Source organism: Curtobacterium sp. L1-20 (assembly GCF_048755855.1).
Lineage (GTDB): Bacteria > Actinomycetota > Actinomycetes > Actinomycetales > Microbacteriaceae > Curtobacterium.
Genome location: NZ_CP151473.1, coordinates 3168480 through 3187522 on the forward strand (window position 1 = coordinate 3168480; position 19043 = coordinate 3187522).

Genomic DNA, 19043 nt, shown 5'->3' on the forward strand with positions numbered 1-19043 from the left:
GGGCAACTGGTGGGCGGCCCTCGTTGCGTTCCGGAACTGCGCCGTCCTGCAAGGGAGAGGGCCGTCCGCCGGGCAACTGGCGGGCGGCCCTCGTTGCGTTCCGGAACTGCGCCGTCCTGCGAGGGAGAGGGCCGTCCGCCGGGCAACTGGTGGGCGGCCCTCGTTGCGTCCACTGCCGTCCGTCGAGGCCGTCGCCCGGGATGCCGGCGCCGCACCCGGTGGGGGACGTCCCCGCAGGTGCGCGGCGGCCGGTGTCACCGTCCGTCGGTAGTGTGGGATGACCGTACGACCCGAGGGAGCGGACCCGTGGACGAGACACGTCGCACCGAGAAGGCGACCGCCGTCGCGGCCTGGGAAGCGCTCTTCCGCGCACAGGTCACCGTGATGCGAGCGCTGAACGCCGACTTCCCGGCGGACGAGATCTCGTTCAACGAGTACGACGTCTGCTTCAACCTGTCGACCCAGCCCGGCCGCCGGTGCCGCATGCGTGAGCTCACCGGGCACCTGCTCCTGACCCAGCCCAGCGTGAGCCGTCTCGTCGAGCGCCTCGCGGCCCGCGGCATCGTCGAGAAGCAGCCGGACCCCGCCGACGCACGCGGGGTCATCGTGGCGCTCACCGCCCACGGCTTCGACGTCTACCGGTCCGTCGCGGTCCAGCACGCGCAGACCATCGCCGACCAGGTCGGTGCCGGGCTCGACGACACCGAGCTGCGGACGCTCACCGAACTGTGCACGAAGCTCCGGACGGCCGCCGGGTCGTCGGGTCCGCGCCGTCGAGCCGCCCGGACCGCCGTCGCACCGGAAGCGGCGGCGGTGTGACCGGCGCACTGGTCTGGCTCCGCGAGGACCTCCGGCTCGCCGACAACCCCGCACTCCGTGCCGCGATCGACCACGGCGGCGACGTCACGGTCGTGGTGGTGCTCGACGAGGAGACCCCCGGCATCCGACCGGCCGGTGCCGCGAGCCGCTGGTGGCTGCACCACTCGCTCACCGCCCTCGACGGCGAGCTGCGCGACCGGGGCTCGCGCCTCGTGCTCCGCCGTGGGGCCGCCGCGGACGTCGTCCAGCGGCTCGTGACCGAGACCGGCGCGGACGCCGTGTTCTGGAACCGCCGGTACGGACGTGTCGAACGCGACCTCGACGCCGGGATCAAGACGGCCCTCACCGACGCCGGCACCCAGGCGCACAGCTTCGCGGCGAACCTGCTCTGGGAGCCCTGGACCGTCCTGACCGGACAGGGCGAGCCGTTCAAGGTCTTCACGCCGTTCTGGCGCGCTGCGCAGGCGATGCCGGAACCACGCCACCCGCTCCCGAAGCCGCGTGACCTGCCACCCGCCGCCGACGTCGACTCCGACGACCTCGACGACTGGGCGTTGCTGCCGACGAAGCCGGACTGGGCCGGAGGGCTCCGCGACGCCTGGGAGCCGGGCGAGGCCGGCGCACACCGCAAGCTCGAGGACTTCGTCTCCGACGCGCTCGAGGACTACGACCAGCGGGACGAACCGGCGATGGCCGCCACGAGCGACCTCTCGCCGCACCTGCGCTGGGGCGAGGTCAGCCCGTACCAGGTGTGGCACCGCCTGCACGGTCGGCTCGAACCCGCGCAGCGGCAGCAGGCACCCGCCTTCCTCCGGCAGCTGGCCTGGCGCGAGTTCAACTGGAACGAGTACTTCCACTGCGACGACATCGCCACCGTGAGCGTCCGTCGCGAGTTCGACGCGTTCCCCTGGCGCGACGCCCCGGAAGCCGAGATCGACCGCTGGCGCACCGGCACGACCGGCTTCGACCTGGTCGACGCCGGCATGCGGGAGCTCTGGCACTCCGGCGCCATGCACAACCGGGTGCGCCTGGCCACCGCGAGCTTCCTGGTGAAGAACCTGCTCGTCGACTGGCGGATCGGCGAGCAGTGGTTCTGGGACACCCTGGTGGACGCCGACCCCGCCAACAACGCCGGCAACTGGCAGTGGGTCGCCGGCTCGGGCTTCGACGCCGCGCCGTACTTCCGCGTCTTCAACCCGGACCGGCAGCTCGAACGGTTCGACCCGCACCGTGAGTACGTGCACCGCTGGGTGCCCGCGGACGAGGACCGACCGGAGCCGATGGTGGACCTCAAGGCGACGCGGCAGCGTGCCCTCGACGCGTACGACCGGATGCGTCGGTCGTGAAGGGCATCGGCGACGCGGTCCTCGCCGAGGTCGACCGGGTCTTCCGCGAGCGTGTCGAGCGGGGGACCGCTCCGAGCAGTGTCTGGGGCGTCTTCGACCGGAGCGGCCTGGTCGCGTCGGGCGGACACGGTGACCGCGGCGACGGCCTGGCACCGGACGCGCACACGGCCTACCGGATCGCCTCGTGCACGAAGAGCGTCACGGCGGCGACCCTGCTCGCCCTCGTCGCCGACGGCCGGGTGCAGCTCGACGCCCCGGTGACCGAGTTCGTGCCGGCGTTCGCCGCGGTCGAGCTCCCGACGCCGGACTCCCCCGTCCCGACCCTGCGGATGCTCCTCACCATGGCGGCCGGCTTCCCCACGGACGACCCGTGGGCGGACCGGCAGGAGTCCCTGTCCGACGACGCGTTCGACGCCGTGCTCCGCGACGGCCTGCTGTTCGACTCGGTCCCGGGCACCCGCTTCGCCTACTCGAACCTCGGCTACGCGCTCCTCGGGCGTGTGATCGCCGTGGTCGCCGGAGCGCCCTACTCCGAGGTTGCGTCGGCCACCGTCCTCCGGCCACTGGGCCTCGACGACACCGTCTTCCGCGCGGCGGAGTCCCGTCGTCCCGTCGTCACCGGCGTCCGTCCGCACGCCGGCGCCTGGGAACCGCTGCCGATCTCCGGCCCCGGGGCATTCTCGCCGATCGGCGGCCTCTTCTCCACCGTCACGGACCTCGCCCGGTGGGGTCGACACCTCGCGTCGGCGTTCGCCTCGAGCGCCGCGGCGGAGCCGGCGAAAGACCTCGTCCCGGCTCCGGAACCCGGGCCGGTCTCCCCCGCCGACCGACGGCTCATGCAGCAGGCGATGCGGGTCGTCCCGGCCTCCGTCGTCCCGTCCTCCTCGCGTGCGACGGCGTACGGCTTCGGCCTCTTCGTCGAGCAGGACACCCGCTTCGGCGAACTCGTGTCGCACTCGGGCGGCTACCCGGGCTTCTCCGCGCACATGCGGTGGTCCGTGCGCGACGGCGTGGGGGTGGTCGCGTTCGAGAACGCCACCCAGGCGAAGGTCTCCGTCGCGGCCGACCGCGCGCTCGACCTGGTGCTGGCGAGCCTGCAGGACGGCGACGCCGCCCGACCGGATGCCGCCGCCGGCCGATCCGACGCCGACGGTCGCCGCGGCACGCACACCCCTGCGACGGCCGGCACGAGGAGTGGGTCGACCACGACGGGTACCGGTCGCACCGCGGCGGCGACGTACGCCGCGCAGGCAGCCGTCATGCGCCTCCTGGCCGACTGGGACGACGAGCTGGCGGACGCGGTCTGCACGGCGAACGTCGCTGAGGACGTGCCCTGGGAACGGCGCCGCCGCGCGATCGCCGAGGCCGTCGCCGCCGTCGGTGCGGACGTCACGGCCGAGCCGGTGGCACAGGAGTCGTCGGCACCGTCCCACCTCCGGTGGTGGCTGCCGGGGGCCGCCGGGCGGCTGCGCGTCGAGATCCGGCTGGCCCCGCTCGCGGCCGGGCGCGTGCAGACGCTGAACGTGACCGCGGAACCCACCGAACGCTGACCGGGCCGGCAGCGCCGCACGCTGTCGCCCGTCAGACCGGCGGGCGTCCGCCCACGAACCCGAGTGCGCGTGCGGCGACGCGGGTCCCCTCGCGGGCGGCCGCGCCGACCCGCACGGGGTCCGTCGCCCACGCGCGGAGGAAGCCCGCCGCGAAGGCGTCCCCCGCTCCGAGCGTGTCCACGACGGTCGTCGGGGTCACCGGGAGTCGCTGGGGGCTCCGGCCCCCTCGTCCGATGAGCACGCCCTCGTGGGCCCGGGTGACGACGACGAGTGGCACCCGCTCGGTCAGCACCCCGACGGCGTCCGCCACGGTGTCGGCTCCGGTCAGCGCCAAGGCCTCGGCCTCGTCCGGGAACAGGACGTCCACCCCGGCGAGGGCCGCGAGGAACGCGTCGGCACCGATGGTCTGCACGACCGCGGACGACGACGGGTCGAGCGACACCCGCACGGGAGCGGAGCCCGAGCGGACGCGGGCGACCATCGCGGCGATGCGCTCGGCACCGCCCCCGCCGAACATCGCCGCCCCGGTGAGGTGCACGATGTCCGCGCGTTCCACGAGGTCGCTCGGGACGTCCTCGGCCGTCAGTGCACCGCTCGCCGCAGGGTCCGACATCGCCGTCCGGCCGTCCTCGTTGCGGACCGACACGACGGCTCCGGTCGTGGTCCGGGCGTCGTAGCGGAGGTGTGCGCGCACACCGGCGTCGCCGAGCGCCCGCTCGTGACGGTAGACGTCGTCGACGCCGACCCGGCCGACGAGGTCCACGTCGGCTCCGAGCCACCCCAGCCAGGTCGCGGTGTTGCCGGCGGCTCCGGCCGGACGGTGCCGGATCACCGCCGCCGGGTCGTGGACGCCGATGGTCGTCGCGCTCGTCTGGACGAGCACGCCGTCGAGGACGTCGCCGACCACCAGGAACCGCTTCCCCGCGCCGCGGCGTCGACCGGCGACCGTCCGTCCGGCCCGGGCGTCTTCGGGACGTGGCGGGGCGTCGGAGCGTCGGGACGGGGTGGACATCGGCCCCATGGTACTCGAAGCCGAGGAAAGCTCCACTTCTCGTCCGTACAGAAGGGGAAGGAGAGCGCTGGTGATATACTTGTCGATCGTATGTGAGCGGTCGCGCTCGTGACACGACCCACGGAGACACCATGCCAAGGAAGCCGGACCCGACGCTCAAGCCCGCGATCATCGAGAAGGTCGCACTCCACCTCCGGGACACCAAGATCGAGGACGTCTCCGTCCGCAGCCTCGGCCGCGTGCTGGGGACGAGCGCGTACCCGATCGTCTATCACTTCGGCTCCCGCGACGCCCTGATCGACGCCGTCGTCGAGCACCTCGCCGGGGTCGCGACCGCGACGCTCGACCCCGGGGACGGGCCCGCCGCCCTCGAGCACTGGCTCGAGGCCGTGTTCGGCGGTCTCGACGACCCGGAGCGCGCCCTCGCCGTCCGGCTCGCGTTCGAACTCGGTGCCGTCGAGTCCCTCGACGGCCGCGACCGCGAGCACACAGCGCACCGTGCCCACGTCGCCACGATCGCGGCGTGGTGTCAGGGACACGGCCTCGACCGGTCCGCTGCCGAGCGCGCTGCCCACGACGCGGTCACGGCAGCACGCGGTCTGCAGTGGGCGTCCCTCGTGGATCCCGACCACACGGACGTCGACGCAGGACTCCGGACCCTCGCCACCGACCTGGTCGCACGGGCGGCCGCGGCAGCGGCCGAGCCGACCGGCTCACGCACGGCGGTGGCCGCATCCCAGCAGGCCCCCGCTCGGACGGCCGGGGCGACGCCCACGCCGTCCTCGGTCTGAGCTGCACCCGGTGGGCGGCTCCGGACGACGGACGCGACCCCGGACACACGGGAGGCGCGGTACCGGCCGGCACCGCGCCTCCCGTCGGTCAGGTGGTCACCTGGGTGACCCGCCGACGATCCGTCAGAGCGTGACGAACTGCTGCGACTTCGCGTTCGCGAAGCGCGCCGCGACGTTCTCCCAGTCGACGATGTTCCAGACGGCCTTGACGTAGTCCGCCTTGACGTTGAGGTAGTCGAGGTAGAAGGCGTGCTCCCACATGTCGAGCATGAAGATCGGGACGACCCCCAGCGGGACGTTGGCCTGCTGGTCGAACAGCTGGAACGTCGTGAGCTTCTGGCCCACGGTGTCCCAGGCGAGGACGGACCAGCCGGAGCCCTGGATGCCCGTGGCGACGGCCGTGAACTGGGCCTGGAACTTCTCGAACGAGCCGAAGAACTCGTCGATCGCGGCGGCGAGCTCGCCCTCCGGGACCTTGGTGTCCGGGCCGAGGTTGGTCCAGAAGATCGAGTGGTTGACGTGACCGCCGAGGTTGAACGCGAGGTCCTTCTCGAGCTTGTTCACGGTGGCGAGGCTGCCGGACTCGCGGGCCTCGGCGAGCTGCTCGAGGGCCGTGTTCGCACCCGTCACGTAGGTCTGGTGGTGCTTGTCGTGGTGCAGCTGCATGATCTTGCCGCTGATGTGCGGCTCGAGCGCGGCGTAGTCGTACGGCAGCTCCGGCAGGGTGTACTCAGCCATGTGAGTTCCTTTCGATCAGTGGATTGCGGACGGTGCTCCGCGGCTCACGAGAGCCGGGAACGATCGGTGAGGGAGTGGAATTCCCGGTTGTGGTAGACCAGCGGCTCGCCGCGCTCGAGGCCGACGACGATGTCGAGGACCTCCGCGACCACGACGGTGGACGAGCCGATCGGCGTGGTGGAGAGGGGCCGGCAGCGCAGGGCGCTCGCGGCGCTCGGCAGGTAGCGGTCGCCCGAGGGCAGCGTTCCCCAGACCGGATCGTCGGCGGCGGGGCTGCCGGTCGAGGCGAAGCGCTTCGCGAGACCCACCCCGAGGGAGTCGACCAGGTGCACGACGAAGATCGGGGCGCCGAGGACGACGCCGGCGGACCCGGAGTTCGTGGAGAGGGAGAACACGAGGACGGGCGGGTCGATCGCCACGCTCGCGACACTCGAGGCCGTGAGCCCCGTGGGGCCGTCGGGGCCTTCGGCGGTGATGACGGCGACACCGGCGGGGTGTCCCCGGAAGGCGGACTTGTACGCGTCCGCGATGGTCGCCGGTGCTTGGTCGGGCATGGGAGTCGTCGTCGTTCCTTCGCGCGAGGGGAGGCCACGGCTGCGCGGCCACGTCCCAACGTAGGACCTCAACCCTGGTTGAGGTCAACGATTCCCAGGTTCGACCGATCCCGGGCGCGCCGTCCGGCCCGGCGCGCGGTTCGAACCACGGAGACGACGTCGAACCAGGCGCGCGGCCTGGTTCGACGTCGGGAACGTGGTTCGACGCGGGCGGAGCCCCGGGCGGGGGCCCGGGCAGGGGCGCCGTGCAGGAGCCCCGGGCGGCGTCAGCGCCGACGCAGCATCACGACGGCACCCGCCGCCGCGACGACCATGAGGAGCGCAGCGACCCCGGCCGTGACCGTGACGCCGGAGTCGAACGCCGCCCGCGCCGACGCGAGCAGCGCCTGACCGGCGGACCCGCCGAGCGAGCCGGCGGCCGAGACCGCACCACCGAGTGTCTCCTGCGCTGCCGTGTGCGCCGACGACGAGAGCCCGTCCGGCACGACGACGTGCGCCCGGTACGCCGCGGCGAGGATCGTGCCCAGGACGGCCGTCCCGAGCACGGCACCGATCTCGTAGGCCGTCTCCGACATCGCCGACGCCGCTCCGGCCTTGTCCGCCGGCGCGGTCGAGATGATGAGGTCGTTCGTGACGGTCTCGGACGCACCGATGCCGATGCCCAGCAGGACGAACGCCACCGCGAGCGCCACGATCGAGGCGTGGTGCCCGAGCACGGCGACCATCGCGTACGCGGCGGCCGAGAAGAGCAGCGCGACGGCCACGACCCACCGCGGCGCGACCCGTCCGACGATCGGTACGACGACGAGCCCGGCGACGATGGTCAGCACCGACCCGGGGATGAGCACGATGCCTGAGGTGAAGGGGTCGAGGCCCGCGACGAGCTGCAGGTGCTGTGCGATGAAGAACAGGAACCCGGTCAGCGAGAACATCGCCGCCATGTTCATGAGCACGCTGCCGGTGAACGCCGTGCCGCGGAACAGCCGCAGGTCGAGCATCGGCGTCCGGGAGCGGAGCTGCCGGCGCACGAACGCGATCCCGCAGACGACGCCGACCGCCAGCATCGCGATCGCGAGGCCGCGCTCCTCGGGGTGGACGACCGACTTGATCGCCCAGGCGATCGGAGCGAGGGTCCCGAGGGACAGCAGCATGCTCGGCACGTCGACCGGCCCGGGCAGCGGGTCGCGGGACTCCGGCACGAAGAACGGCACGCCGACGAGCATGAGCACGAGGATCGGCACGGCGACCAGGAACACGGCACCCCAGTGGAAGTGCGCGAGCAGGACCCCGCCCACGAGCGGACCGAGGGCGTTGCCGGCGGCGAACATCGTGGACCAGACGGCCAGCGCCATCCGCCGCTCCCCCGCGTGGACGAAGACGTTGCGGATGATCGACAGGGTGGCCGGCATGAGCATCGCCCCGAAGACGCCCATCGCGACGCGCGCCGCGACGAGCAACCAGGCATCGGTGGCGAACGCCGCGGCCACCGAGAAGAGCGCGAAGCCGCTGGCACCGACCACGAGGATCCGACGTCGCCCGATCCGGTCGCCGATGCTGCCCATCACGACGAGCAGCCCGGCGAGGACCAGCGGGTACGCGTCGACGATCCACAGCTGGGTGGTCGCGTCCGGGTTGAGTGCGCGCGAGATGGACGGCAGCGCGAAGCTCAGCACGGTGTTGTCGACCGAGATGAGCAGGACGGGCAGCATGAGCACCGCGAGGGCGGCGAAGCGTCGGGCGCGGCTGCCGGTCACGGCGGTGGCGACGGGGCTGGTGAGCAGGGCGGACACGGTGACTCCAGGGACTTCGAGCCGGACCAGGTCGACGGCGGAACGACGAACAGACGAGACGGGACGCGGTGTGGGCACGCGCCCCGTCAGGACTCCGTAAGTGTACCGTCTGGACGGTGTTGGTTGCAAGTGCAACCAAGCGGCTCGGGTCGCGACCGGTAGACGGACGGGAGGCGCGGTGCGCGCTGGCACCGCGCCTCCCGTCCGCCGCCCGTCGAGGCCCCGGTCGGGGCCGCTGCCTCAGGCCGACTCGCGCAGGAGCAGGCGGTGCCGCACGGTGCGCTGCACCGCCGCGCCGTGCCGCGGGAGCTCCCCGGCGAGCATGCCGAGCGCGAGGTCCAGGGCCTCGCGGGCGACCGCGTCGAGGTCGACCGCGAGCGTGGTGAGCGTCGGCGAGACGAGCGAACCGAGCGGCAACCCGTCGACCCCGACCACCCGGACCTCCCCCGGTACGTCGACACCGGCACGTCGGCAGGCCTGCAGCACGCCGAGCGCCATCACGTCGTTGAACGCGAGGACGGCATCGAGCCGCCGTCGCCGTGCCAGGACCGCGACGGTCTCCTCGGCACCGCTCTCCGCCGTCGGGTGCGGCACCCGGACCAGCTCCGGTAGGTACCCGCGACGGTGGAGTGCGTCCATCAGGAGCACGCCCCGGGCGCTCGTACGGTCCGGCTCGGCGTGGTCGAGGACGACCGGGTGCCGGACACCCGCGGTCACGAGGTGGTCGGCGAGGTCCTCGATCGCAGCCGAGGGGTCCATCCGGACGGCCGCGGTGGTGGGTTCGGCGGACGGGTCGAGCTCGACCATCGGCACGCTGCCGAGCAGTTCGCTCCACCGGTGGCGTCGGGACCCGAGGTAGCCGATCACCACGTCGGTCTGCGCCCCGAGCGCCTGCACCATCCGGTCCGCATCGCTCGAGAGGTCGACGTCGGCGAGCATGACGTTCCATCCCTGCTCGGCGGCGAGCCGGAACACCGCGGACGCGAGCTGCGGCGTGTAGGGGTTCCGCAGGTCGTTCACCACCAGGCCGAGCTGGTGCTCGCCGCCGGTCACCAGCCCGCGACCGAACCGGGACGGGCGGTAGTCGAGTCGCTCCGCGGCGGCGAGGACGCGCTGCTTCGTCGCCGCGCTGATGCCGGGCATGCCGTTCACGGCGCGGGTGACGGTCTGCCGGGACACCCCGGCGGCCTCGGCGACGTCGAAGATCGTCGCCCGGCCGCCGCCGGGGTGCGCGCTGTCCGGGGACGGCGTCAGTCGCGGAGGTCCAGCCATGCCACCTGTTCCGGTGTGAGGTCGACGGAGAGGCCCGTCATCGAGGAACGCGCCTCCGCGATCGTACGCGGCCCGAACAGCGGGAACGTCGGGAAGGGCTGGTGGAGCACGTAGGCCAGGGCGATCGCCGTCGCGGGGACGCCGAACTGCTCGCCGAGCGCACGGGCACGGCGCAGCCGCTCGAAGTTCTCGTCGCTGTAGTAGCAGCGCACGAGCTCTGCGTCGCTCGTGTCCTCGGGGGTGGCCCGCCCGGTGAAGAACCCGCGGGCCTGCGACGACCACGGCAGCAGGGGCACCTGACGTTCCTCGAGCCAGGCCTTCGACGCGGCGTCCGTCGCGTGCTCGCAACCGGCCCAGGGGACGTCGTACGCCTCGGCCAGCCCGAAGTGGTTGCTGAGCACCTCGAACTCGTGCTTGCCGTTGGCCCGGGCGTAGGCGTTCGCCTCGTCGAAGCGTGCGGGCGTCCAGTTGGAGCCGCCGTACACGCGGATGCGTCCGGCGCGGCGGTGTTCGTCGAGGACGTCGACGAACTCCCCCACCGGGACGTCCGGGTTGTCGCGGTGCATCATGTAGATGTCCGCGTGGTCGGTGCCCTGGCGCTCGAGGCTCTCGAGCAGCTGCCGCGTGAGCGACTCGGGGTCGCAGAACGGGGTGTGCGCGCCCTTGGTGATGACCACCACGTCGTCGCGGATGCCGCGGTTCTGGATCCACTTGCCCAGACGACCCTCGAGCACGCCACCGCCGTAGACGTAGCCGGTGTCGAAGACGTTGCCGCCCTGCTCGACGAACAGGTCGAAGATCGCGCTCGCGTGCGCCAGGTCGGGCTGGTTGTCGACGCCCATCACCAGACGGGACATGCGCTTGCCGACGCCGGCGACCTCGCCGTAGCGCATCGGGTTGCCCGCGGCGGACGGGTCGTGCGCCGCGACGGTGAGCGGTCGACCGCTGACGGTGGGGATGTCGGCGGTCTCGGCCTCGAACGGGAAGCGCAGGCCGATCGCGGCCCGCCACCGGTCGAGCGTCCGGGCGGTGGCGAGCGACTCGTCGAGCGTGATCTGCGGGACGTCGACCAGGCCGGCGGCGAGCGCCGCGGTGGTCGCGTCGGCCTCGAGCGCGTAGGGGTGCGCGCCGGCGAAGGACAGGGTACGGGGGTCCTCGTCGACCGTGCGGACCTCGATGGTGGGGTCGTCGCCGAGCGTCCACGGGTCCGTCAGGGTGATCGTGCCCCGCGTGCCGGAGATCCGGACGGCGTTGTCGTCCTGCACCCGCACGCCGGTCCGCACGTCAGCGGTGATGCCCCCGCGGTAGGTCAGGTGCGCGACCGCCCACTCGTCCACCCCGGTCGCGCCGATCGTCCCCGTGGCGGTCAGCTCGGTCGGTTCCGCGACGACGACCCCGGTCGCCGCCTGGACCACCGCGGCGGCCATCGTCACCGGGTAGCCGCCCACGTCGAGGATCCCGCCACCGGCGGTGTCCACGTCGAACAGCCGGCCGGTCCGCTCCCCGGCGCGGAACGCGAACGAGGCGTCGACGTGGGTGACCCGGCCGATCGCGCCGTCCCGGACCAGGTCGAGCAGCGCCGCGGTCTGCGGGTGGAAGCGGTACATGAACGCCTCGACGAGTGGCAGGCCGGCCTGCCGTGCGGCGTCGGCGAGGGCCATCGACGTGCCGTGGTTCGGCGAGAGCGGCTTCTCGCACAGCACGGCCTTGCCGGCCTCGAGCGCCGCGAGGACCAGGGCCGCGTGCCCGGTGTGCACCGTCGAGACGTAGACCGCGTGCACCCGCGGGTCGGCGAGCACCTCGTCGTAGGACGCCGCGGTGACGTCGGCGAAGCCGTGCTCGGCTGCGGCGTCGGCGAAGGCCCGCGCACGTTCCGGGGACGAGCTGCCGGCGCCGACCAGGGTCGCCCCGGCGGTGCTCGCGGGGAGCTGGGAGAGGAAGCGGCGGGCGATGCCCCCCGGGCCGAGGACGGCCCACCCGGGAGCGTCCGGCTGCCCGTCGGTGCTGCTGGTGGCGGTGGTCGCGGTCTGCGCTGACATGCGGTTGCCCATCTGGTCGTGAACCTTCACGGTCCCGACGACCGTACCGTCCACGACCGGCAACCGCAACGGTCCGCACCACCCGCCCGGCAGGTCACACGTCGGCCCCGCGCCACACGTCGTGAGCGTTCACGGTGATCCTGGGCCCGGACCCCCACGGGGGCGGTGTCGGCCCACCCGGACACGGGACGGCGGCGACACCCCGGACTCCCTAGACTCGTGCGCATGGCAAGCGCCCGCGATCGTGTCCTCGACAGCTTCGTCACCATCGTGTGCGAGGAAGGAGAGCGTCCCGCGACGCTCGACGCCGTGGCCGCGCGTGCCGGTGTCTCGAAGGGCGGGCTGCTCTACCACTTCGGCTCCAAGGCCGCCCTCGTCGAGGGGCTCTGTGAGCGGCTGTCCGACCTCTCCGCGATCGACGTCGAGCGGATGCGCGAGGCCGAGGACGGCGCCGCGCGGTACTTCGTCCGCAACTGCCAGTTCGTCGGCAGCGAGCTCGACCTGGCGCTCCTCGCCGCGAGCCGTCTGCAGCAGGCCGGCTACGAGGAGGCCGGGCGCACCCTCGACGAGACCGAGAACGCCTGGCTGGCCGCCCTCGTCGACGAGCTCGGCGACGTGCCGACCGCGCAGGCCGTCAAGCTCATGGGCGACGGGCTCTACCACGCCGCCTCCCTGGGCGCCGCGAGCGAGGTCCGTCCCGACCGTGCGAGCGTGCCGATGGAGCCGCTGCTGGCCGTCGTGGACCGCTTGATCGCCACACGTCCGGGCGCGTGAACGGACACCAGCCGCGCTGGGGATAGACTGGGCGCGATCCACCCGCCTGACTTCCGGAGGTACCACCGTGGGCCGCGTCATCGCCGCTGTTTTCTCGATCCTGCTGCTGCTGGTGTCGATGTACCTGTTCGGCTTCGCGTTCCAGGTGGAGTCCGGTCAGGCGTTCGTGTTCATGGGCGGCGTGCTGCTCATGTGCCTCTCCTTCTTCCTGCCGATCCACGTGTTCGGCAAGCGCTGACGACACCGCGACGAGAACGGCCCCGCACCTCGAGGTGCGGGGCCGTTCTGCATGGGGGCCGACGTGGTCGCCGCGCCCTGCGGCAGCCCGGAGCCCGCTAGGCCAGGACGCGCAACTGCCGCAGCGTGACCACCGTCGACACCGCCGCGTGCGCCGCCTCGGCACCCTTGTCCTCCTTGGAGTCGGGCAGCCCGGCGCGGTCGAGGCCCTGCTGCTCGTCGTCGAGGGTCAGCACCCCGAACCCGACGGGCTTGCCGGTCTCGATCGCGACGCGGGTGAGACCGCTCGTGGCCGCGTCCGAGACGTACTCGAAGTGCGGCGTCCCACCGCGGATGATGACGCCGAGGGCGACGACCGCGTCGTACCCGCCCTCGAGTGCGGCCTTCGCGACCACCGGCAGCTCGAAGCTCCCCGGCACCGGGACGACCTCGGCGGTGGCGCCCAGCCGTTCGACCTCGCGCTGCGCCCCGGCGAGGAGGCCGCCGGCGATGACCTCGTGCCACTGCCCGGCGACGATCGCCACCCGGATGCCGCTGCCGTCGACGTGGTCGCGGTCCGCCGCGCCTGCTCCGCTCATCGTGTCGTTCCTTCCGTGGGCACGGACTCGGCCGCCGCCCGGTCTGCCGCGTCGAGCCACTCGACGAGTGCGGCGATGGTGATGACGGGCACGCCGGCGCGCGCCCCGAGTGCGAGGAGTCCCGGCAGGCGCATCATGCCGCCGTCCTCGTCGACGATCTCGCAGATCGCCGCGGCGGGACGGAGCCCGGCAGCGGTGACGAGGTCGATCGCGGCTTCGGTGTGGCCCGCGCGTTCGCGGACCCCGCCCGGTCGTGCGCGCAGCGGGACGACGTGCCCCGGGCGGTGCAGGTCGTCGCGGACCGAGGTCGGGTCGGCGAGCACCCGCAGCGTGTGGGCACGGTCGTGGGCGCTGATGCCCGTGGTCACGCCGGCGGCGGCGTCGACGGTCACCGTGTAGGCAGTGCCGCGGACGTCCTCGTTGTGCGCCACCATCGGCGGGAGGTCGAGCGCGTCCGCGATCTCGACGCTGACGGGAGCGCAGATGAACCCGGACGAGTGCGCCACGGTCCAGGCGATCCACTCCGGGCTCGCGAGCTCCGCGGCGAGGATGACGTCGCCCTCGTTCTCGCGGTGCTCGTCGTCGGCGACGATGACGGGGCGGCCGGCCGCGATGGCGGCGACGGCCTCGTCGACGCTGGACGGTCCGAGCCCGTCGGCCGGGGTGGGGGCGTCGGCGACGCGTCGGGCCCCGGCCACCATCACCGTGCCTCCGACGCGACGGGCGAGTCCGACCGCGCGGGCGGACGCGACGCGACGCGCGAGCCCGACGCGACCGCGGCGTCGAGCCGCAGCATCCGTCGCACGTGCCGCGCGAGCACGTCGGTCTCCACGTTCACCCGGTCCCCGGGGACACGCGAACCGAGCGTGGTCGCGGCGAGCGTCTCGGGGATGAGGCTGACCTCGAACCAGGCGGCGTCCACCGGGGTGTCCTCGGCGGACACGGCGCTCACCGTCAGCGAGACGCCGTCGAGCGCGATGGACCCCTTGTCGACGACGAGGGGGCTGAGCCCGGGTGCGAGGGAGAACCGGACGCGACGCCACCCGTCGCCGTCCGCCGTCTCGAGCACCGTCGCGGTGCCGTCGACGTGCCCCTGCACGATGTGGCCACCGAGCCGGTCCCCGACGGAGGCCGCTCGCTCGAGGTTGAGCCGGTCGCCGACGGCCAGGGTGCCGTGCGCGCTCATGTCGAGCGTCTGCTTCATGACGAAGGCGGTGAAGGTCTCGGGGGTCTGCTCGACGACGGTCAGGCACACGCCGCTCGTGGCGATGGAGTCGCCGTGACGGGCGTCCTGCACCACGGTCGGGCCGTGCACGGTGAGCGCGACGGAGTCGCCGTGCTGCTCGACGGCGGTGACGGTGCCGAGTTCCTCGATGATGCCGGTGAACACTGGTGTCCTCTCAACGGGACTCCGGGGGCGTTCGACGATCGTCGGCATCGACGGACGCGTCGCGACCACACGGGGTGGTCGTGTCGTGTCCGCCAGCGCGCCTCCCATCCGGACTCTCACCGTCGGTCCCGGAATGCCACCGGGTCAACCTCTGCCGGGTCTGCACCCGTCATCAGTTCGTGGACTGTCACCACCGGTTCGGAATTGCACCGACCCCGGAGCGCTTGCGTACCCGGAACGATACTCCACCCGCGTGCTCCGCAGGCCGCGCGGGTTGCGTCGTGTGACGAACGTGGTCGGGACCCGACGGCGGACGGGAGGCGCGGGCCGGGGCCGCCACGCGCCTCCCGTCCGGTGCGCCGCACGTCACCCGCGTCCGCGCGCCAGGGCGACCGCGTGTCGGAGCGACAGGTCCGGCAGGTAGGCGCGCACCACCGCGATGCCGATCGCCGGGAGGGCGACCGGGTCCGGGTACGCGAGCACGAGCGGGTGGAGGTCCGGGCCGAACTTGAGCTTGAACCGCAGCAGCGACCGGAATCCGTAGACCGGCTCGAGCACGCCGCCGACCAGGTCGAGCAGGTCCTGCACGCCCTCGTTCGCCGGGGGTGTGTCCGATGCCTGCGCGAGGGGCGCGGCGGAGAGGCTGAGGCGCTCGATGCCGTCCTCGCGCATCCGGTCGGCGGCGCTCGCGACGAGGAACTCCATGACCCCGTTCGGGGCCGCGGCGGTCCGTCGCATCACGTCGAGGGTCCACCCCACGACCCGACCCTCACGGTGGCTCGGCAGCCAGCTGGTGACGGCGAGCACCGTGCCGGCCTCGTCCTGCGCGACCAGCGTCCGGACGGCGGGGTCCCGCATCTCGTCGACGCCGCCGAGGGTGAAGCCCATCTCGGGCAGCTCGCGTTCGGCGACCCACTCCTCGGAGATCGCCTCGATCTGCCGGGTGGTCGCAGCCGGCAGCTGCTGCCAGCTCGACCACGTCGCGGTGATGCCCTCGCGCTTCGCCTTGTTGACGGAGGTCCGGACGTCCTGCTTCTTCTTGCCACTGGTCGTCCACGTGCGCGGGTCGAGGTCGGCGTCCTCCGCGACCGGCAACGTGCTCCAGCCCTGCGCCGTGAGCGTGGCGGCGGTCGCCGTGCCGATCCCGTAGAAGACCGCCGTCCAGCCGTTGTCGTCGCACCAGCGAGCGAACGCCGTCATGGCGTCGGCACGGGCGTCGGGCCAACCGAACGGTCCGCCGACGGTCACCGCCACGCGGCCGTTGCGGCGGAACGCGACGGCTGCCCGTCCGTCCTCGGCGAACCAGTACGCGTTGCCGTGCCACGTCGTCATCCAGCCGAACGCGTCGCCGCCGCCGGCCTCGAGCAGGGCCCTGGCCCGTTCGCGGTCGTGCCGGGTGCCGTCGGGGTCGGCGTCCGGCTCGACGGCACCGGTCGGCCGCACCGAGGCGAGGGCGACGACGAACCACAGGACCGGACCGGCCAGCCCGAGGACGACCCGGAGCGTCGGGTGCAGCGACGGCAACCGGTCCCAGGACGTCACGGGTGACAGCGGACCGAGGGCCGCGACGGCGAGGCGCATCGGGTCCTCGACGTGCTGCGGCGAGGACGCGGCGGTCACCAGCACGACCGTGACGACGACCACGGCCGCCGAGCCGACCGTCACGACGAACGCCACCACGCGACGGCGCGACGCGAGCACGGTGAACGACCGGCGGAGGAGCACGAGCACGGCGGCGGTCGCGAGCGGGACGACGATCGACGCGGCGATGGACACGTCCACGATGAACTGGTCCTCGGTGCCGTGGAGTCGCTCGACCCGACCGGGGACCGCGCCGTACGTGACCGCAGCGGCAGCCGCGGTGACGACGTCGACCACGACGACGAGCCACACCGCGAACCGGCTGCCCCGGAACAACCCGAGCCCGCCCACGACGAGCACGAGGAGGGGCGCGGCGGCGAGCACCACCGACCACGGGTCCGTCGCCCGGTAGGACAGGAGCGCGTGCAGGCACTCCCCCGCGATCCCGTCGGCGCGGCACCCGCGCACCGGGGTCACCGGCCCGGCTCCGACCACCGCGGCGAGGGGCGCCAGGATGCCCACACGGGCACGCGAGACGAGCGCGATGACGGGTCCGACCGCCGACACCAGCACGACGGTGCCGAGCAGCACCCGGGTCTCGCGGTGCGAGCTGCGCACCCACCCGATCCGCTTCGGGGTGCGGCGCAGGAGCTCGCCGAGCAGCCAGCCGGCACCGGCGGCGAGCACCGCGTACAGGTCCGACGCGTGTCCGGCGTAGAGCAGGAGCGCGGCCACCACGGCGAGCGCGTTCACCCGGATGCGCCGCCGCCACAGGGGTCCGGCGAAGGCGCTCGCGGTGACGATCGTGCCGACGATGGCGGTCCACGGGTCGAAGCTCGTCGCGCGCCCGAGCAGCAGCGGTCCGACGTCGCGTCCGTCGGAGTCGACGAACGCACTGAACGCCCCGATGCCGGTGCCGACGACGGTCGTCACGACGAAGGCGACCGCCGTCCGCCACGACCCCATCAACCGTTCCGCGGCACCGACGAGGACGACGACGCCGGCCAGCGTGAGCAGGACCGCGACGAGACCGGTCGACGCCGCGAACACCCGGAACGGGCCGTAGGACACAGGCCCGGTGCCGTGCACGACGCGGAGCACGACCGCGGTCACCGAGGTCGCGAGCACCAGCAGCAGGACGACCGTCGTCACGAGGTGTCGGCGGACCGCGCGACGGGCGACGGCCCACCGCGTCGGCGCGTCGACGACGGGCTCGGTCACAGCGAACCCTGCACGGCCGGCAGCCCGAGGTGCGCGATGACCGCCGGCAGCCCGTGCGCGAGGACGTAGCGCACGGTGTTCCAGTCGTGTGCGGACCCCGGCGACACGACGAGGGCCGTCTGCATCCCCGCCCGTTCCGCCGCCGTCCGGAGCGCGTCGGTGGACGCGTGGTACGGGGCGTCGTCCTGCCCGTAGCCGAAGACCGTCAGGTGGTCCGTGTAGTGCCCGTGGGCGGCCATGATCGCGCTCGGCGCCGCTGCGCGGTAGGCGGCGGCCGACCCGCCGAACCCGAGCGCGATGGTCTGCTGCACGCTGCCGTTGCGCGGACCGAGCTCGCTCGAGATGGCCAGGGCGGACCCGAACACGTCCGGGTGGGCGGCCGAGAACTGCATCGCGCAGGTCGCTCCCTCGGAGAAGCCGACGACCCCCCATGCGTTCGGCGAGCTCTCGACCGGCAGGTGCTGCCGGATCCACCCCACCGTGTCGGTCATCACGTAGGTCGCGCTCCGACCGAGCCGCCGGGAGTCGACGCACATCGGGTTGCGCTCCGGCGCGCCGAGCTGGTCAGGAGCGACGACGATCGGCGCGAGCCCGTGGTGCGTCGCGGCGTAGTGCTCGAGGTACCGGCCGAGGTCGCCGGTCTGGAACATGTCGGCGGGCTGCCCGGGCTGACCGGACAGCGCGACGAGCACGGGGAGCTGCGGCGGGTGAGCGGTCCGGGCCGCCGGCGGCAGCCAGACCACGGCCTTCCGGGCGTGGAAGTGCGACACCGTCCCCGGGATCGTCACGCTGATCGTCTCCCCCTCGCGGGGCATGTCGGCGGGGGCGTGCCAGTCGGCGAGGTCGACCGGGTTCGTCCCGCTGCCGTGGTGTGCCGGCGCGACGAGGGTGCGGGTCGGGTAGGGGTTGGTCGCGATCGCCTGCTCGACGTTCTTGTAGAAGCCGAAGTCCACGTTCACCCCGAGCCCGGCGGCGAGCGCCACGCAGGCCGCAGCCGCGACGGCGACGACCCGGAGCGTCCAGCCGCCCTGCACGAGGACGACGACGAGCAGCAGCACGCCCGCGCAGGCGAACGCGATCCACATCCGGGTGACCGGCGTGAAGGAGACGCCGAACAGGTCGAGCACGTCGCCGGTCCACCAGACCGCCACCAGCCCGATCCCGGCGCCCACCGCGAGCGCCGCCAGGCGGACCAGGACGGCGCGTACCGGGTGACGGTGTCGCCGCCGACCGGTCCGGTGCAGGAGCGGCGCGACGACCACCCAGGCGGTGAGGACCAGGGCGGCGACGTCGACGGGGACCAGGACGTCACGTCCGGTGATCGGGATGCGCAGGAGATCGTGGAGCACGG

16 protein-coding genes, 1 pseudogene and 1 riboswitch are annotated in these 19043 nt (G+C 73.3%); of the genes and pseudogenes, 6 read left to right on the forward strand and 11 right to left on the reverse strand.

Annotated elements, in window-relative coordinates:
• Window positions 1-306 precede the first annotated feature (306 nt).
• The 3 genes from AAEP86_RS16345 to AAEP86_RS16355 are packed head-to-tail and all read left to right on the forward strand — an operon-like array spanning window position 307 to window position 3715.
• On the forward strand, window positions 307-819 hold the full coding sequence (locus tag AAEP86_RS16345) for a MarR family winged helix-turn-helix transcriptional regulator (RefSeq protein WP_420368331.1): 513 nt from the start codon (window positions 307-309) through the stop codon (window positions 817-819).
• Entirely contained in the window at window positions 816-2165 is a 1350-nt protein-coding gene (locus AAEP86_RS16350; protein WP_420368332.1) for a cryptochrome/photolyase family protein, read from the forward strand. Before AAEP86_RS16345 ends, AAEP86_RS16350 begins: the two co-directional genes overlap by 4 nt.
• Window positions 2162-3715 (forward strand): serine hydrolase domain-containing protein, encoded by a 1554-nt coding sequence (locus AAEP86_RS16355; protein WP_420368333.1) that lies wholly within the window; start codon window positions 2162-2164, stop codon window positions 3713-3715. The genes AAEP86_RS16350 and AAEP86_RS16355 overlap by 4 nt, the downstream gene beginning before the upstream one ends.
• A 31-nt stretch (window positions 3716-3746) precedes the next feature.
• Here AAEP86_RS16355 and AAEP86_RS16360 read toward each other — a convergent pair whose 3' ends face one another.
• Window positions 3747-4727: a carbohydrate kinase family protein gene (locus AAEP86_RS16360; RefSeq protein WP_420368334.1), complete on the reverse strand. Its 981-nt coding sequence runs from the start codon at window positions 4725-4727 to the stop codon at window positions 3747-3749.
• Window positions 4728-4858: 131 nt separating this feature from the next.
• Between AAEP86_RS16360 and AAEP86_RS16365 the strand changes: the two genes are divergently transcribed.
• Window positions 4859-5518 (forward strand): TetR/AcrR family transcriptional regulator, encoded by a 660-nt coding sequence (locus AAEP86_RS16365; RefSeq protein WP_420368335.1) that lies wholly within the window; start codon window positions 4859-4861, stop codon window positions 5516-5518.
• Window positions 5519-5641: 123 nt separating this feature from the next.
• On the opposite strand, the gene AAEP86_RS16370 is transcribed toward AAEP86_RS16365, so the two are convergent.
• The 5 genes from AAEP86_RS16370 to AAEP86_RS16390 form a co-directional block, all read right to left on the reverse strand.
• Window positions 5642-6256, reverse strand: coding sequence for a superoxide dismutase (locus AAEP86_RS16370; protein WP_420368336.1), 615 nt, complete (start codon window positions 6254-6256; stop codon window positions 5642-5644).
• A 44-nt stretch (window positions 6257-6300) separates the two neighbouring features.
• Complete coding sequence (locus AAEP86_RS16375; protein ID WP_420368337.1) at window positions 6301-6810, reverse strand: flavin reductase family protein; 510 nt, start codon at window positions 6808-6810, stop codon at window positions 6301-6303.
• A gap of 266 nt (window positions 6811-7076) precedes the next feature.
• The gene (locus tag AAEP86_RS16380; protein WP_420368338.1) at window positions 7077-8600 is read right to left on the reverse strand and encodes an MFS transporter; all 1524 of its coding nucleotides are present in this window, start codon (window positions 8598-8600) and stop codon (window positions 7077-7079) included.
• Between the two features lie 240 nt (window positions 8601-8840).
• Window positions 8841-9872 carry a LacI family DNA-binding transcriptional regulator gene (locus tag AAEP86_RS16385; protein WP_420368339.1) on the reverse strand — a complete coding sequence of 344 codons (1032 nt, stop codon included), beginning with the start codon at window positions 9870-9872 and terminating at the stop codon, window positions 8841-8843.
• The gene (locus AAEP86_RS16390) at window positions 9851-11911 is read right to left on the reverse strand and encodes an aldo/keto reductase (protein ID WP_420370519.1); all 2061 of its coding nucleotides are present in this window, start codon (window positions 11909-11911) and stop codon (window positions 9851-9853) included. Before AAEP86_RS16390 ends, AAEP86_RS16385 begins: the two co-directional genes overlap by 22 nt.
• 225 nt (window positions 11912-12136) lie before the next feature.
• Here AAEP86_RS16390 and AAEP86_RS16395 point away from each other — a divergent pair, with 225 nt between their 5' ends.
• Both AAEP86_RS16395 and AAEP86_RS16400 read left to right on the forward strand, forming a co-directional pair.
• Window positions 12137-12685 carry a TetR/AcrR family transcriptional regulator gene (locus AAEP86_RS16395; protein ID WP_420368340.1) on the forward strand — a complete coding sequence of 183 codons (549 nt, stop codon included), beginning with the start codon at window positions 12137-12139 and terminating at the stop codon, window positions 12683-12685.
• 67 nt (window positions 12686-12752) lie between these two features.
• Window positions 12753-12923, forward strand: coding sequence for a hypothetical protein (locus tag AAEP86_RS16400; RefSeq protein WP_181433737.1), 171 nt, complete (start codon window positions 12753-12755; stop codon window positions 12921-12923).
• A gap of 97 nt (window positions 12924-13020) precedes the next feature.
• Here AAEP86_RS16400 and ribH read toward each other — a convergent pair whose 3' ends face one another.
• From ribH to AAEP86_RS16425, 5 genes and pseudogenes are all read right to left on the reverse strand, one after another.
• Window positions 13021-13500 carry a 6,7-dimethyl-8-ribityllumazine synthase gene (gene ribH, locus AAEP86_RS16405; protein WP_420368341.1) on the reverse strand — a complete coding sequence of 160 codons (480 nt, stop codon included), beginning with the start codon at window positions 13498-13500 and terminating at the stop codon, window positions 13021-13023.
• A gap of 41 nt (window positions 13501-13541) precedes the next feature.
• A pseudogene (ribB, locus tag AAEP86_RS16410) lies at window positions 13542-14201 on the reverse strand (3,4-dihydroxy-2-butanone-4-phosphate synthase); the annotation flags it as partial.
• Complete coding sequence (locus AAEP86_RS16415; protein WP_420368342.1) at window positions 14201-14890, reverse strand: riboflavin synthase; 690 nt, start codon at window positions 14888-14890, stop codon at window positions 14201-14203. The pseudogene ribB and the gene AAEP86_RS16415, both read right to left, overlap by 1 nt.
• A 92-nt stretch (window positions 14891-14982) precedes the next feature.
• Window positions 14983-15117: riboswitch (FMN riboswitch) on the reverse strand.
• A gap of 139 nt (window positions 15118-15256) precedes the next feature.
• Window positions 15257-17692 (reverse strand): bifunctional lysylphosphatidylglycerol flippase/synthetase MprF, encoded by a 2436-nt coding sequence (locus tag AAEP86_RS16420; RefSeq protein ID WP_420368343.1) that lies wholly within the window; start codon window positions 17690-17692, stop codon window positions 15257-15259.
• Complete coding sequence (locus AAEP86_RS16425) at window positions 17689-19041, reverse strand: alpha/beta hydrolase (RefSeq protein ID WP_420368344.1); 1353 nt, start codon at window positions 19039-19041, stop codon at window positions 17689-17691. Before AAEP86_RS16425 ends, AAEP86_RS16420 begins: the two co-directional genes overlap by 4 nt.
• Window positions 19042-19043: the final 2 nt, after the last annotated feature.